This is a genomic window from Acinetobacter legionensis, from assembly GCF_048552295.1.
Taxonomy (GTDB): domain Bacteria; phylum Pseudomonadota; class Gammaproteobacteria; order Pseudomonadales; family Moraxellaceae; genus Acinetobacter.
On record NZ_JBIMCW010000030.1, the window covers coordinates 32107 to 48024 of the forward strand.

The 15918-nt window shown below is 36.2% G+C and carries 17 protein-coding genes; 7 read left to right on the forward strand and 10 right to left on the reverse strand.

From position 1 onward, the window contains the following. Positions 1 to 527: 527 nt before the first annotated feature. Entirely contained in the window at positions 528 to 1109 is a 582-nt protein-coding gene (locus ACG916_RS18250; RefSeq protein WP_004721722.1) for a TetR/AcrR family transcriptional regulator, read from the reverse strand. Between the two features lie 261 nt (positions 1110 to 1370). Between ACG916_RS18250 and ACG916_RS18255 the strand changes: the two genes are divergently transcribed. Continuing rightward, positions 1371 to 2219 (forward strand): hypothetical protein, encoded by an 849-nt coding sequence (locus ACG916_RS18255; RefSeq protein ID WP_419328945.1) that lies wholly within the window; start codon positions 1371 to 1373, stop codon positions 2217 to 2219. A 72-nt stretch (positions 2220 to 2291) separates the two neighbouring features. Here the strand turns inward: ACG916_RS18255 and ACG916_RS18260 are convergent, their stop codons facing one another. Then, positions 2292 to 2927 carry a cation efflux transmembrane domain-containing protein gene (locus ACG916_RS18260; RefSeq protein ID WP_419328943.1) on the reverse strand — a complete coding sequence of 212 codons (636 nt, stop codon included), beginning with the start codon at positions 2925 to 2927 and terminating at the stop codon, positions 2292 to 2294. Positions 2928 to 3096: 169 nt separating this feature from the next. On the opposite strand from ACG916_RS18260, the gene ACG916_RS18265 reads away from it, so the two are divergent. Further along, positions 3097 to 3501 carry a Cd(II)/Pb(II)-responsive transcriptional regulator gene (locus tag ACG916_RS18265; protein WP_004721728.1) on the forward strand — a complete coding sequence of 135 codons (405 nt, stop codon included), beginning with the start codon at positions 3097 to 3099 and terminating at the stop codon, positions 3499 to 3501. A 477-nt stretch (positions 3502 to 3978) separates the two neighbouring features. Here the strand turns inward: ACG916_RS18265 and arsB are convergent, their stop codons facing one another. Then, complete coding sequence (gene arsB / locus ACG916_RS18270) at positions 3979 to 5025, reverse strand: ACR3 family arsenite efflux transporter (protein ID WP_419328941.1); 1047 nt, start codon at positions 5023 to 5025, stop codon at positions 3979 to 3981. 6 nt (positions 5026 to 5031) lie between these two features. Beyond that, complete coding sequence (locus tag ACG916_RS18275; protein ID WP_336954704.1) at positions 5032 to 5355, reverse strand: ArsR/SmtB family transcription factor; 324 nt, start codon at positions 5353 to 5355, stop codon at positions 5032 to 5034. Between the two features lie 98 nt (positions 5356 to 5453). Between ACG916_RS18275 and arsC the strand changes: the two genes are divergently transcribed. The 3 genes from arsC (at position 5454) to ACG916_RS18290 (ending at position 7709) form a co-directional block, all read left to right on the forward strand. Next, entirely contained in the window at positions 5454 to 5882 is a 429-nt protein-coding gene (gene arsC, locus ACG916_RS18280; protein WP_419328939.1) for an arsenate reductase (glutaredoxin), read from the forward strand. Positions 5883 to 6047: 165 nt separating this feature from the next. After that, entirely contained in the window at positions 6048 to 7448 is a 1401-nt protein-coding gene (trhP, locus tag ACG916_RS18285) for a prephenate-dependent tRNA uridine(34) hydroxylase TrhP (protein ID WP_419330683.1), read from the forward strand. 9 nt (positions 7449 to 7457) lie between these two features. Beyond that, a complete protein-coding gene (locus ACG916_RS18290) occupies positions 7458 to 7709 on the forward strand; it encodes a YfhL family 4Fe-4S dicluster ferredoxin (RefSeq protein ID WP_004721738.1) in 252 nt (83 codons plus the stop codon). A gap of 273 nt (positions 7710 to 7982) precedes the next feature. Here the strand turns inward: ACG916_RS18290 and ACG916_RS18295 are convergent, their stop codons facing one another. After that, positions 7983 to 8840, reverse strand: coding sequence for a LysR substrate-binding domain-containing protein (locus ACG916_RS18295; RefSeq protein WP_419328935.1), 858 nt, complete (start codon positions 8838 to 8840; stop codon positions 7983 to 7985). Between the two features lie 153 nt (positions 8841 to 8993). On the opposite strand from ACG916_RS18295, the gene ACG916_RS18300 reads away from it, so the two are divergent. Continuing rightward, on the forward strand, positions 8994 to 9650 hold the full coding sequence (locus ACG916_RS18300) for an FMN-dependent NADH-azoreductase (protein WP_419328933.1): 657 nt from the start codon (positions 8994 to 8996) through the stop codon (positions 9648 to 9650). A gap of 177 nt (positions 9651 to 9827) precedes the next feature. On the opposite strand, the gene ahpF is transcribed toward ACG916_RS18300, so the two are convergent. After that, positions 9828 to 11393: an alkyl hydroperoxide reductase subunit F gene (ahpF, locus tag ACG916_RS18305; RefSeq protein WP_419328931.1), complete on the reverse strand. Its 1566-nt coding sequence runs from the start codon at positions 11391 to 11393 to the stop codon at positions 9828 to 9830. Between the two features lie 406 nt (positions 11394 to 11799). On the opposite strand from ahpF, the gene ACG916_RS18310 reads away from it, so the two are divergent. Then, on the forward strand, positions 11800 to 12420 hold the full coding sequence (locus tag ACG916_RS18310) for a DsbA family oxidoreductase (protein WP_336954714.1): 621 nt from the start codon (positions 11800 to 11802) through the stop codon (positions 12418 to 12420). 99 nt (positions 12421 to 12519) lie between these two features. On the opposite strand, the gene ACG916_RS18315 is transcribed toward ACG916_RS18310, so the two are convergent. The 4 genes from ACG916_RS18315 to ACG916_RS18330 form a co-directional block, all read right to left on the reverse strand. Further along, positions 12520 to 13437 (reverse strand): hypothetical protein, encoded by a 918-nt coding sequence (locus ACG916_RS18315; RefSeq protein WP_336954715.1) that lies wholly within the window; start codon positions 13435 to 13437, stop codon positions 12520 to 12522. A gap of 45 nt (positions 13438 to 13482) precedes the next feature. Then, positions 13483 to 14607: a toxic anion resistance protein gene (locus ACG916_RS18320; RefSeq protein ID WP_419328929.1), complete on the reverse strand. Its 1125-nt coding sequence runs from the start codon at positions 14605 to 14607 to the stop codon at positions 13483 to 13485. A gap of 9 nt (positions 14608 to 14616) precedes the next feature. Then, complete coding sequence (locus ACG916_RS18325) at positions 14617 to 15399, reverse strand: tellurium resistance protein (RefSeq protein ID WP_336954717.1); 783 nt, start codon at positions 15397 to 15399, stop codon at positions 14617 to 14619. A 221-nt stretch (positions 15400 to 15620) separates the two neighbouring features. After that, entirely contained in the window at positions 15621 to 15788 is a 168-nt protein-coding gene (locus ACG916_RS18330) for a GlyGly-CTERM sorting domain-containing protein (RefSeq protein WP_419330681.1), read from the reverse strand. Between the last annotated feature and the right edge of the window lie 130 nt (positions 15789 to 15918).

Sequence of the window (15918 nt, forward strand, 5' to 3'; positions counted from 1 at the left end):
TTTTCAAATTCTTGACCACACGCTTCGTGTATAACAACTCACTGCCATTTAAAGATAAATAGGAGTCTGCTAGCCTAACCAACAAGGTCCATAACTGATTTTTAAACTAGATCATTGCCGATAAAATTAAACGCAAAGTACCAAAAATTAGATATTTTTTTTAACCTTTAAGTCGATTGATAAAAAAACAAACAAATTCACAAAGATTCTGTTGTAAAAAACAACAAAATCTTTATAATCCAACTAAACAGACAAGTCTGTATAATTTGCTGAGAAAAACGAATGACATGTGCATTCAGAGGGTATAAGAATAAATATAAGAAGATGCTTCAAGCATCTCTTTACCTGATGATTTATCGTTATAACAATAAATGATCAGGTATATAAAAAACTTATCAGCAAAGCGCGATTCACTTCAAGTGGTCGCGCTTTTTTATTTTCAAGTTTAAGTAGTAAATTAAACAGATCAGCAAGCGCAAATCAATATTGCTTACGCTTGCAACCTAAGATTTCAACAAACTTAAAGGTTAAACTGAACTCGGTTGAGCTAAAGCCAATTCCATCTGAATCAGGGTTTCTACCCGTCTCCAATAATCATCCAAACACACTTGCTGAGGATCTATTTGCGCCTGAATCGTCATTCCGTCAAGAAGACTCGACAAGAAAGAAGCAAGTTGAATATCTTGTTTAACACCTAAATGACGCAACGCATTACTCAAATGCCCTTTTAACCACTCTTTATAGTCAGTTGCAGGTTGGAGTGATGACGGATAAACTTTTGAAATTTCTTCTACGGCTTTTTGGAACATACAACCATTAAAATCTTCGCTATGAAACCATGCGTTGTACCATGTGAAGATGGCTTTAATATGAGATAAATAATCTTGTGGATCACATTTAGCGATTGCAGCATCTAATGATTCTTGCAAATTGAGATTTCTCGTGACCAAACATTCTTCAATCAATTTGGCTTTAGATGGAAAATATTTATAAAAAGTCATTTTTGCAACGCCAGACTCACTAATAATTCGGTCTATACCGATAGAATTATAACTATATGTATTAAAGAGATTCAACGCTGTATTAATGATGTCCTCTTTTTTTGACATTTGTTTTTACCTGATGTACAAAAATTTAAGATTAAAATTAAAGCATTAGCTTATAAGAACAGCACATAAATACGAATTACTTCAAGTGTATGCTAAGAATTATATCTTAAATTCATATGAATACTGAGTTTTTATAGAAAAACATCAAAACTACAAAGGCAAGTATATGAAATATAAAATATTAAACCTGCATAAATACTAGCAAAACATATTGTTTTTTACTATTATAAAAACGGCAAAATTAAAATTTTAATGCAGCATATGAGCATATTATCTTTCACGCAATCTGAACATACTCGTTTCGAGTTGCTGCATTTCATTCAAAATTCCTTACAACCTGAATTATGGCAGCAAAATACTCAAGCTATCGCAAACTTAAAGCGACAAACACACTGTCATGTCCTATTCAAGCATCCAATACTAGTACAGTTGAATCAAAGTCAACTGACGCTTGAACAGCTTAAATTTATTCATATTAATTATTTTACCGCCATTGTTAAAAATTTTACAGATGCACTCAGCATGGTGATTTATCAAGCCGTCAGTCTTGAGAAAAACAATAATATTCATCCAGAAAATAGGATTGCGGCAAAAATATATGCACGCTACTTACTGTCGCTTAACTTAATTGATGAACTGGGTTTCAATACACATCAACTCGAAAAAAGCGCTGCATCCAAATCACATCTGGTTTATTTTTTAAAATTGATGCAGCAATTAGAACTAGATCCAATGAACCAGCAACAGACTGAAATAGAAGCTTTTGCACTGACTCAATTTATTCACCATCATATCAATTCTTATGCAGAATTATTGCTTATTTTGGCTTGTACAGAATTGCAAGTCATAAAGTTTAGTGAAGCACTCCGCAACAACATGTCCATTTATAACAGTAAATTTATTGAAGGTTACTATGCTTGTCATGGTCTGGCTGATCAAAATGACGTAACCCTTGCCAATGATGACAACCATCAAGATGACATTTGGACCCTACTGATACAATGTTATGATGAAAATAATCAACAATATTTGAAGCAAGTTCAGTCTGAGTATTTGCAACTCTGGGATAATTTCTGGAGCAAAATGGCAATTCGTATAGCTGAAATTTAAGTACTTGCTTCATGATGGTTGTTTGATCCCATTTCTGAGATCAAAAATACCTTATTGTAGTTTAGATAAGCGTCATTGTAGGACTTGTTGAGTTGGCATATTTTGTTTACGCTCTTGTAATGCTTTCTTAATCACCTGATAACCACCTGTTAGGCCTAAAGTCGCCATAATCACAGCCACAATAATATCTGGCAACATGCTTCCTGTACCAAACACTCCAATTGCTGCAAAGATTACTGCGACATTTCCAATCGCATCATTACGGCTACACAGCCAAACAGACTGCATATTAGAATCTCCATCTCTAAAAGTGTAAAGCACAAGTGCTGAAATCACATTGGCGATTAAAGCCAGTACACCAATTGCCCCCATAGTAATCGCTTCTGGCGCAATCCCTTTCGTATAGGCATAAATCGTTTTGCCGATCACGACAAAACCAAAAATTGCCATGATTGCCCCTTTAAGCAATGCAACAGTTGCTCGCCAGTATAAACTTGCGCTTAACACCGCTAAAGAGACAGCATAATTGACCGAGTCACCAAAAAAATCCAGAGAATCTGCCCAAAGTGCAGAAGAATGTGTATATGCCCCACCAATCAGTTCAATAAAGAACATGGCAAGATTTATAAACAATGCAATCCACAAAGCTGTTCTAAACTTGCTATTTGGTTTCTGTGGTGCAGGTTCATGACTACACGTACACGCCATGACACTTCTCCTTGATTCAATATAAATGGACTTATCTGCTTATTTTTCAGTCAAGTTGGCGTTTTAAAGAAAATCAGTACATGCTTCAATAATGATGAAAAAATCAGCTATACTGCTATTTAAAACTATGGAGTTAGTCCAAGGTCAAGTTGATTCAGGAAAATAAACTATGCAGCAATACTTAATTAGTGATCTCGCTAAAAAAACTCAGCTGTCGACGGATACTGTGCGTTTTTATGAGAAAAAAAATTTGATCAGATCCAGTTACCGTGCAGATAATAATTATAAATATTATGATGATGAAACATTAAAGCGGCTTATTTTTATTAAACGTTGCCGCGCATTAGATATGACCTTACATGAAATTACTCAACTTTTAGAGCATCTACAACATCCTGAACAAGGTTGTAAAATCATTGACCAATTGATTGAAGAACATATTCGACATGTAGAAACTCGAATATATGAATTACAGCATTTTAAATCGCAACTGCATGAATTACGTCAATCCTGCTCTTCGAACACCACCATTGATCATTGTCAGATTGTCAAAAAACTTGAAGCATCGGAATAATTTATAGTTAAATCAACTAATTATTCATATAAGTGATTTAAATCAAATCATGGATCATCAATAAAGCGTATATTTTTAAATGAACTTTTAAAAACCATTAGTTATTAACTCATTTTTCCTTTTAAATCATACAAGGTGCAGCTATCACATGACGACATGGATATCGACGTTGAGTGGGGGGATATAGGACGTCCCTCTCGCTCAGCATGAGCAAACACAAAGCAAGGCTTTGTTTGCAGCGCAAGGTTTGTCATCCCCTAAGAAAAGGGAGACATTGTCTTCGCAAAGTTATTTAAATTTTGAATAAATGGTGCGGCATTGCAAGCTTTAAAACCTAAAACCCCCCATACAATTGATTTAACTAAAAATATTTATTAATAAAAATAATATTCTTGTACCTAATTTTTTGACAGTTTGACTTTACATTGTGTTAAATAAGTCTTTCGACTATATCTGTTACTGATTGTGCCAATACATTTATCTAAAAACAGTTTTACGCAGCCATAGCGATACACTGACCAAGGCAATCAATATGGGAACTTCAACCAAAGGACCAATAATCGTGGTAAATGCGACAGGTGAAGCCAATCCAAATGTTGCAATCGCGACAGCAAGCGCCAATTCAAAGTTATTTCCTGCTGCAGTAAAAGAAATCGCTGTGGTTTTAGGATAATCATTGCCCATCCATTTGCTCATAAAAAAGCTCAGGAAAAACATCACCACAAAATACAGGGTTAATGGGATGGCAATTCGCAGTACATCGAATGGTAAGCTAACTACATCCGCCCCTTTTAAACTAAACATCGCCACAATGGTAAATAACAATGCCAATAAACTCAGCGGACTGACTTTAGCGATAAACGTATGTTGATACCAATCTAATCCTTTACGTTTAACTAGAATGATCCGGCTTAGAAAGCCCAATAAAAATGGGATACCTAGATAGATTAAAACCGCATGTGTAATCGTCCAGAAGCTAACATCAATAACTTTTCCTGCTACACCAAAATACGGTGGTAGAACTGTTAAAAACAACCAAGCATAAGTACTAAAAAAGACAATTTGGAAAATACTATTAAAAGCAACCAAAGCTGCGACATATTGGTTATCACCACATGCTAAATTATTCCATACCAATACCATCGCAATACAACGTGCTAAACCAATAAGAATTAAACCCGTCATATATTCAGGATAAGCATGTAAAAACACAATCGCTAAGGCAAACATCAGGCACGGCGCGATTAACCAGTTTTGTAGCAAAGATAAAGTCAGCGTTCGTTTATCTTTGAAGACTTGCGCTAAGGTCGCATAATCCACTTTGGCAAGTGGCGGATACATCATCAAAATTAAACCTATCGCAATGGGTATATTGACTGAATCTAGGCTTAAACGATTTAAAGCCACCGAAGCCTGCGGGAAATATACGCTGATGCAGATCCCCAATCCCATCGCAATAAAGATCCATAAAGTTAAATTGCGATCTAAGAAAGAAAGCCGCGAAGTTGGCTGATTTGAATTCATTACAGCTTACTCACAACAGCTGTTGATTTGGATCGAGTCTGAATGCCCCATAACTGAATTCGCAGTTTGCGCTGCAATTATGTTTAATACAGCATTGGCCCATTCTGGTAATTCAGGATTTAAACGGTAATACACCCATTGGCCTTTACGTTGATCAAGTAAAATGGACAAATTCCTCAACAAGGCCAAGTGTCTAGAAATTTTTGGCTGGCTTAAATTTAAGGCTTCGGTGATTTCACAAACACAAACATTCCCCTGTGCCAAGACAATTTTTAAAATATCCAAACGAGTTGGATCTGATAAACACTTAAAGAAATCGGGTTGATCCATCACAATTACTCAATTTTATGGTTTAGTATATTCACTATTGCGAATATACGCATATCCATATATAAATGCAATATTGCTTTTTAACAGAGAGTCGATCGATGTCATCTCAAATTAAGATTTATCATAATCCTGCCTGTGGGACTTCACGCAATACCCTTGCACTCATTCGAAATGCAGGTATCGAACCTGAAGTGATCGAATATTTACTGTATCCACCTAACAAAACTCAGCTCATCGATTTAATTCAGCAATCTGCTTTGTCGGTACGAGATGCACTGCGTAAAAATGTTGATGTTTATAAAACCTTAAAACTAGATCAAACAGAGTGGACTGACGATCAACTGCTTAATTTCATGTTGCAATACCCGATTTTAATCAATCGCCCCTTTGTCGTGACTGAATTGGGTGTTCGTTTATGTCGACCCTCTGAATTGGTTTTAGATCTCTTATCTGTGCCACAGCGTGCTGCTTTTATTAAAGAAGATGGTGAAATTATTATCGATCAGCAATTAAAAAGGCTTAAATAATTTTTTAGGGTTTTTCAAAAAACCCAATTAATTAAACATAAGATATTGAATAATATATATTTTAATACAAATTAACCCGATTAATCCTGAGTGTTTTACTAGGTTGAATCTTATTTTTAAACCCTTACAATAAAACCATATTTTTAGTATGCCTTTTAAATTTATATGAGCATCTCACATATTACTGAACTCTTATCACCAGCAGGATCATTGAAGAATATGCGTTATGCATTTGCTTACGGTGCCGATGCGGTGTATGCAGGTCAACCTCGCTATAGCTTACGAGTTCGTAATAATGAGTTTGATCATGATCATTTAAAAGTGGGTATTGCTGAAGCGCATGCCTTAGGCAAAAAATTTTATGTAGTGGTGAATATTCAACCGCATAATGCTAAATTAAAAAATTTTATTCGCGATCTTGAACCTGTGGTCGCCATGCAACCTGATGCACTGATCATGTCAGATCCTGGCTTGATCATGCTGGTTCGAGAAAACTTCCCACAAATATCCATCCATCTGTCTGTACAGGCAAATGCGGTCAATTGGGCAACCGTAAAATTTTGGAAAAATATGGGACTTACTCGTGTCATTTTGTCACGTGAGTTATCTATCGAGGAAATTGAAGAAATTAAACAGAATGTACCCGATATGGAAATCGAAGTTTTCGTACACGGTGCACTCTGTATGGCTTATTCCGGTCGTTGCTTACTTTCAGGCTATATGAATAAACGTGATGCAAATCAAGGCGCTTGCACCAATGCATGTCGCTGGGAATACAATATTCACGAAGCAACAGAAGATGCATTTGGGGATGTCATTCCAGTCCAACAACTGGAGACAGCATCAGACTGTTGCAACAATAAAGATGCCGACGAGCAACACGCCATACAACAACATCAATTTGGCGAACCGGTTTTATTACAACGTCATAAAGAAGACATGTTTGCTGCTGAAGAAGACCAACATGGCACTTACTTTATGAACTCTAAAGACTTACGTGCAGTTCAGCACGTAGATCGTTTAACCAAGATGGGCATTCATTCCTTAAAAATCGAAGGACGCACCAAATCTTACTTTTATTGCGCTAGAACAGCACAAATTTATCGCAAAGCGATTGATGATGCTCTACAGGGAAAACCTTTTGATCGGGCGTTAATGTCACAACTCGAAGGTTTAGCCAATCGAGGTTATACCGAAGGTTTCTTACGTCGCCATGTCCATACCGAATATCAAAACTATGCAACTGGCTCTTCTCAGTTTGACCATCAACAATTTGTTGGTGAAGTACTTGAACGCAATGATGATTACATCAAAATTGAGGTAAAGAATCGTTTTGTTGTGGGTGACTCTATGGAACTCATGACCACATCTGGCAACATCACATTTATTCTTTATGAAATTTTAGATAAAAACAGACAACCGATCATAGAGGCAAAAGGCTCAGGATATATTGTAGAAATTCCAATTCCGGCTGATATTGATATGCAATATGCCTTATTAATTAGAAACTTACCAAATTCGACTACTGAAATTTCAGCATCATCATTGGCTTACCAAGCAGTTTAGGATATCGAAATGGCTTTAATGATTACAGACCAGTGCATCAATTGTGATATGTGTGTACCAGAATGCCCCAATCAGGCAATTTTTGAGGGAGAAAAGTTCTATGAAATTGATACACAGCGTTGTACTGAATGTGTCGGGTTTTATGAACATCAAACCTGTGTGGATGTCTGTCCGATTGAATGTATTGTTCAAAATCCACAACATATAGAAAGCAAAGCGCAATTATTAAATCGCTTTCATTATCTAAGTTTGTTTGGCTAAGACAAAATCCGACACCAATTCTAATCTTGGAACGTATTTTGCTTAGTTAACGCATTGGTCCAAATAACAATAACAATAAAGAAAATGGAGCTGAGCTGTATGGCAACACAGCTCATAAAAAGGGGAAAACAACAATATTAGGGAAAAGCCAAGGTGTATTTGGGGAACACTTTGGCTTTTTTCTTATTGAAAAAAATCATGTTTGATTTAAATTTTAATTTCAAGATAGGTAATATAAGCAAAAAGCTAAGCGACGAAAAAACTCATAGATCTTCATTCATGGGCAAAATTTTGCGAAAACTTCTCCTTACACCACTGTTTGACTTCATTTACAATAAAATCAGCATCTGGCAAAGTTAAAAAATAGTAATTCCATGCCGTTTCAACACATGGAGATACAATTTTCAGCCGCCCTTGTTGTAAATCATTGGCAATTGAAATGCGGCTTAATAATGCAATACCCTGCCCAGACAATACAGCCTGAATTGCATGACTTTCTTGTGTATAAAATACCTGCGCTTGCCCTGCTTGAATATGTAAGCCTTGTTTTTCAAACCATTTCTGCCAATTGACTCGATTTGGACAGTATTCGTCTCCCCAGGTAAAGTGAATCAATGGCACAGTCGTCCAGTTCATAGTTGCAATATCCAAAGAAGGATGCCCGACTGCAACATATTCATCAACTGCTAATAATTCCGCATCAACATCTTGATAGCCCCCTGAACCATACCGAATCGCCAAATCATAGAGACCTGAAGTCATATTAACGAGGTCATAACTTGCATGTACCCGAAACATAATATTGGGAAAGCGACTTTGTAACTCTGGCAAATAAGGAATAATCCACTCACTTGCAAAGGATGGTGTTGTGGTAATGGTCAATAATCTTTGTTTATTTTGCTCAAGTTGAAACAAAGCCGTTTGAATCTGCCCAAAACCTGATTGCACATGCTTAAGTAAATACTCTCCTTCTGGCGTTAGGCTGATCGAGCGGGTACGTCGTTCGAATAATTGAATATTCAATTGCTGTTCCAGCTTCTTAATACGATGACTTAAGGCGGTAGGTGTTAAAAACAATTGGTCTGCTGCTTTTTTAAAGCTGAGTTGTTCAGCGACATGCTGAAAAGCCAACAATTGCTCCAAGGAATTATGCAAAATCACAGAAGATCACCGCGCAAAATATAAATGAATTTCATTCAGTTATAACATGTATTTTTATCGTTTGTTGTTTTTTTCATATTCTATAAAAATCAATTTGAACAAACAACAAATTGAGTAACAATCATGACAAATATACTAAAAATAGATACTAGTTTAAGAACAGGTATCTCAGGTACGCACCCCCATGGTTCTTTAAGCCGACGCTTAACCGAATTATTTATTGATCAATGGAATGAAATTGATTCATCTGTACAAGTTAAACATCGTGATTTAGGTCGAAATCCACCCCCTTATATTGATGAAGAGTGGATCATTTCTGAATTTGGCTATGCAGAATCTGAAGAAAAGGCACAACAACGCCTACAACTGAGTAATGAGTTTATCGAAGAATTATATTGGGCAGATATTATTGTGCTTGGCGTACCGATGTATAACTTTGGGACACCTGCTCATCTAAAAGCCTATATTGATCACATCGTGAGAATGAATAAAACCTACTCATTTGATCTTAGCAAAGAGCAACCGTACTCAGGGCTTTTGGATCATCAAAAAACTATGATTATCCTTTCTGCCCGTGGTGGGCATGACTTTGATTCAGCTGATGCGCCATTTCCCAATCATGCTGAACCTGCAATAAAAACAGCATTCAATTTTATAGGTATCGAAAAATTTCATGAAATCGCAATTGAGTATCAGGAATTTGGTGGCGAGTTGTTAGCGCAATCGATCCAAGCCGCAGAACGAAAAACCATTGCGCTTGTTCAAGATTTACAACATTAACAAAGCTTATTTTCGCAAGCTCTATTCAATAGTATTCAACCTTCAACACAAAAAAAGGAATTGAGCTGTTAGCAACTCAATTCCTATTAAGGGTAAAATATGGGATAAATGTTAAGGCAAGCCAAAGTTGTCATTACGGCACTTTGGCTTGCTTTTCAACGTGTAATCATTGAAAGATTATTGACCTGAACGAATGATGTAATCGAATGCAGATAAAGACGCTTTTGCACCCTCACCAGCTGCAATGATGATTTGTTTATAAGGTACTGTTGTACAGTCACCCGCAGCAAATACGCCTTTTACATTGGTTTCATTACGATCATTTACCACAATTTCATTCCGGTTTGAAAGCTCTACAGCAGTTGCTTTTAAGAAATCTGTGTTTGGCAATAAACCAATTTGTACAAAGATTCCCGCAAGTTCAATGGTATGCAATTCGTCTGTTGCACGGTCTTTATACTTCAACCCTGTCACAATCGAACCATCACCAATCACTTCTGTAGATAGTGCATTCAAAATCACAGTGGTATTTGGCAAACTATTCAATTTATCTTGAAGCACTTGGTCAGCCCGAAGTTGAGTATCAAACTCGATCAATGTGACATGTTCAACAATACCAGCAAGATCAATTGCGGCCTCTACACCTGAGTTACCCCCACCAATCACGGCAACCTTCTTGCCTTTAAATAATGGACCATCACAGTGTGGGCAATACGCAACACCACGTGTTTTGTACTCTTTCTCACCAGGTACATTCATCTCTCTCCAACGTGCACCTGTAGATAAGATGACCGTTTTTGATTCAAGTTTTGCACCATTTTCCAATTCAACTTCAACTAAACCATTAGTTGTTTGATCAGCACCAACAATGTTTTTCACTTTTTGTAAATTCATAATGTCCACACCGTACTCACGAACATGTGCTTCCATATCTGAACCAAACTTAGGGCCTTGTGTTTTTTGTACTGAGATAAAGTTTTCAATATCCATGGTGTCCATGACCTGACCACCGAAACGCTCAGAAACAATACCTGTCCGAATCCCTTTACGTGCAGCATATACCGCAGATGTTGCACCAGCAGGTCCACCACCAATCACCAATACATCAAACGCTTCTTTAGCATTCAGCTTTTCAGCATCTTTAGCCGCAGCACCACTGTCCAATTTCGCAACGATTTCTTCCAAAGTCATACGACCTTGACCAATATGTTCACCATTTTGGAAAACCATAGGTACAGCCAAGATTTTGCGCTCTTCAACTTCATCTTGGAAGAATGCACCATCAATCATGGTTGCCGTAGTACCAGGATTATTAATTGCAATCAAGTTAAGTGCTTGAACAACATCTGGACAGTTATGGCAACTTAAAGAAACGAATACATCAAAATTCGCAGTCAAATTTAAACCTTTGACTTGAGCCAAGATTTCATCAGAAACTTTTGGCGCATAACCTGATACTTGTAATAAAGCTAAAATTAATGAGGTAAACTCATGCCCCATCGGTAAACCAGCAAAGAATACACGAGGTTGTTCACCTACTTTTGCAATACCAAAGCTCGGTTTACGATCATTCTGACCATCGTAACGGGCAGTCACTTGATCTGACAGTGCAGCAATTTCGGTCACCAATTCTTTAATTTTATCTGACTTATCAGAACCATTTAAAGAAGCAACAATTTCAATTGGGCTTTCAAGGCGCTCTAACAAGGTTTTTAATTGAGCAGAAGTATTTGTATCTAACATGCTAACAATCTCCAAGGGAGTAAATTTCTTTCGTTGAATGTATATTACGTCTATTTAAAAAATAGATAAAACAGTTTGTTTTTATTAAATCAATCGGTTTTTTAGTTTAACAAAAATCAGCCACCTTCTCATCAGCATATCCCCCTATTCTCAAATTTAAATTCTCTAATGCTGGTATATATGGGCATTGGCAAGAAAATCAATAGACATCACCGACTTCCTCGAAACTTAAAATTAGATTAATTTTCAACAAAAATAATATTTTCTTCGACCATCTCTCTACAAAAAATCATGCGCAGCTAAGCCACAAAGTTTTAAGCTAAATTTATGTTGTGGTTTCTCCAATTAAGTACAACAAGGTGTACTTATTCACAATTCCTGTATAAATAAGTGAAGAGGTAAAACAATGAAAATAGAGTTCGTATTCGATATCGTCTATCCAATGAGTTATGTGGCGTTTGAAAAACTCAAACAACATTGGAATCAACCGATGGCGAAAAAAATCGAATTATTACCTGTGCAAGTTTTACCCGAAATTCCAGAACAAGGCTTAGATGTTTATCAATACCTGACTGAAAGATATGGAACCAAAGAAGCCAATCGTAAACTTGATATGGCAAAATTTGCTGCTTATAGTCAAGATTTAACCGTGGATATTGAGCATATGAAGCGTATGCCCAATAGCCGTTTAGCCCATCAGGCGATATTGGCTTTAGACAATATCTTTGACCAATTCGCATTAACGCAGGCTTTATTCCACGCCATATTCGCCCATGGTAAAGACATTGCCAACCCAGAAGTTCTGAAACAAATCATTGAAGGTATGGGCTTGGATGGCACGAAAGTTCTACGTTCTATTCAACATAAGGAAATCGCAGACAAACAAACTGAGATCACCCAGTATGTACAAGGTTTCGGCAAACATCCTACTCCCTACTATATTGTAGATGGTGAAATTTGGGATAAAACCTTTGACACCTTAGAACTGAAAGACCTGATTACCAACCGAGCGAAAGATGTCGCTTAGTACAACGAGATTTAATTTTCGAACAATAAAAAGTACTTTTGTGATCAGCAAAAGTGCTTTTTATCAAGATTTTTACAAATTATAAGCTTTGTGGCTACATTAACCGATGCGATGGCCAATTCGATGTAAACGTTTCGCAATTCGACTTGCCACCCAATAAATCATCAAGCTAAAAAATAAACTGAGTGCTGAAATTCCCCATAAAACCTTTTCAACAATGTTCGACCAGAAGCTTGCACGATTCACTTGCGCTTCAACACCTTGCGCAATCGGGGAAAGCGCTCGATTAAATACCTGATATTGAATTGTCCATAATTGCTCCGGTTTAAAGCCGTATTCTAAAAAGCGGGAATCAAATTGCTCAGCTTTAATTAATTTTTCTGCGTAAACCGTAGCCACAACCTTATCAATAGGTTTATGCATCAAGGCGGTTTGTGCCAATAAATAGCTTTGTACTGTATCAGGCGCATCCGATCTTTGCAGATATTGATAAATGTCGCTTTGCTGAATGTTTTGATCATACTTTATAAATGATTTTAACTCTTTATCTTCATCATCTTTTAGATCATATTGCACATAAGTCAAACCAGACCATAGCACAATCAAGGATAAAAGCCATGCAACAAATTTAAGGATAAAAGATTGCAAGCGCACCTTAAAAAAGCGAATTTTTCTTAATATACCAACAATAATAAATGCACCAATAAAAGATACAATTAATTTTAAGATCAGCCAACCAAACCATGACAATGCATTCATAAGATAGTCTGGTTGATGGATATATTCTCTTAATTGCTGATCTAGAATATATGGCAAATGTAACTGATGAACCTGTTGTGCCACACCGAACAAGTTAAAAACCAATTCCTGTTGAAAAAAAACAGAAACAAAACTTGCGATACCGACAGAGGATAAAACCACAGCAGAAACCATCAAATTCCGTTTTCGATGCTGAAGTATTTTTAGTCCGTGTTCGATCTGTTGAATATCTACAGGATATTGCGTTTTTTCAGTCAACCTTTACACCTTTAGATGAGATTGTGCCAAGATTTAAAATTTGGCTTAGGATTGATGCGTACTGGTATCTAATACCAACTGTTGCAAATTCGATTGAAGCGCTTTAATCCGAGTCGAAGCCTCTTCACGTTTTTGCATACCCTCTTTCTGAATTTGAATAACATCATTTACAGTTTTAATCAGGGTATTTTGAACATGTTCAAGCGTTTCAATATCAATCACTGAACGTTGATTGGCTTTGGCAGTATCCACAGAATTTTGATGAAGTAAATCTGCATTGCGTTTTAATAGCTCATTGGTTGCATCATCAATCGTGTTGGCAAGCTGCACACTATTTCGTTGTTCATTTAAAGAAATCGCTAAGCTGATCTGGTTTTTCCATGCAGGTAAAGTAATATTTTTTATGGCATAAAATTTATCGACCAACATCATATTATTGGATTGAATAATACGAATCATCGGTAAGGTTTGCATTGCAGATTGTTGCAAGACTTGTAAATCACTCACCCGCTTTTCTAGATTGTTGGCTAAATGGTTAAGGTCATAAACACGCTGATTGATTTTAGGATCTTGCTCTTGCTGAGATAAAGTCGCAATTTCTTGCTGCACTTCTACTTGCTTAATTCGACCTGCGGCAATATAAACACCCAGCTGTCGATATTCCTCTTGAACACCATTAAACATACGATCTAATGTTTCTACCCGTGCTTTTAAACCTGTTTGTGATGTTTCAATTTCTTTGACCAATGAATCTATTTGCTCTTTGGTGGTATTAAAATGTTGATCGAAACTTTGTTTAGCACCTTTAAACTTACTGAGTATGCTTCCAATAAATCCTGAATTTTTTGATTGATTTAAAATACTCGATGTATTTAATTGCTGAGCAACTTGAACGACTTCATTTAATTTTTGCCCAGTGACATCTAAGTCTTTATTTTTGACTAAGTTGAGTAATTCATCAGTATATGAAGATGTTTTGGTCGCAATATTTTTACCGTATTCAGCAACGGAAGCATGATTAATATTGGCCAAGTCTTTATGCGCATTTACAACCTCATTAAAATCTTCAGTATTTAAACCTATTTCTTTCAAATTCAATTGTTCAAACTTTTGTAATTCCAATGGCGTATTGGATTGTGCGCTTAATGCTTGATAATTCGAATCGCTCATACATGTATCCTATTTATTTTCTAATGATTTCTTTAATGATTGAATTAATTTATCACGACTTTTATCAAGTTCTTCCGTCATTGTAAAAGAATTCTGGGTACTGCTCTGTTTTACATGATACTGCCATGCAGGAATCAGAACATTTTGGGCTTCATTAAATCGATCAAGTAAGCTCAAGGAAAGCTGTTGTGTTAACTGCATTTGTGCTAACGCAATATCATTACTGGATTGTAGCGTTTGTAACGTGTTGACTTTTTTAGACAGCCGATCAGAAAAATTATCTAAAGGATGGCGATGGTGTATAAAATCAGGATATTCATGTAAAAATTCCTGAGCGGCGCGAATATATTTCGCCATTTGCTCTCTTAAGCCATTGGCTTGTTGAAATCTTGCTTCCGACTTTTGAATTTCCACTTGTAATCTTTGACTCAAATGCTTTGCTTCATCAATTAAACTTTCTAATTCATGTAAATATTTGACTTGTCCAACGCTAAACTCTAAATCTAAACCTAACCATTTTTGTATAGCATTAAATTTACGTTGATTGAGTTTTTTTTTGGATGTAGATAATTGATGAATGATTTGTGCAATAATTTGACTCAGTTTTTGCGTTAAACTTGGATCAATAGCTTTTAACAGAACCGATTGTGCTTGAATTAACTGATCAGCATATAAATTCAGTCGTGTTTGATTGTCGAGTAATGGAACCAAATCATTTCTTTTAATCGAAAGTAATTCATCAGAACTACATGGGATCTTTTCAAGGGGTGTAAGTACAGTAAATTGTTTCATATCAGTTCAAAATGAATAACTTTTCAATGATTTAAGGGAAATCAATTAACAAACCCTTCCTATTTAAAACTTATAATACAAATTATGAAGAAAGCCTATATAAATAGCAAAAAACATACAGATACAAAAAAACCAGTTTCTAAAAACTGGTTTTTTTGTACACACTAAGTTGTAAAATTCATTAATTTGCCAGTTTATTTATTTGCCTATTATTGCTTTGGTTATCTATTTGTTTGATAGCGGCGATATCCTGTCAACCCTAACAGTCCAAGAAGACTGAGCCAACCCAATGCACCACCACCACTTGTACGCGTACTTCCGGGCGCTGTACCTGAGTTTTCTAATTTTACCGTCGCAGTATTGGAAATTACACCATCTGCATCATACACATAGTAGGTAAATTTGTAGCTAAATGGGTCCAGTGAACCGTACCGGGTTTGTCGGAGACTTTTTTATTTAAGTTAGGCCACCTGACCTAACGGGTTAATCTTATCATAGTACATTGCTTCAAACTCAAAA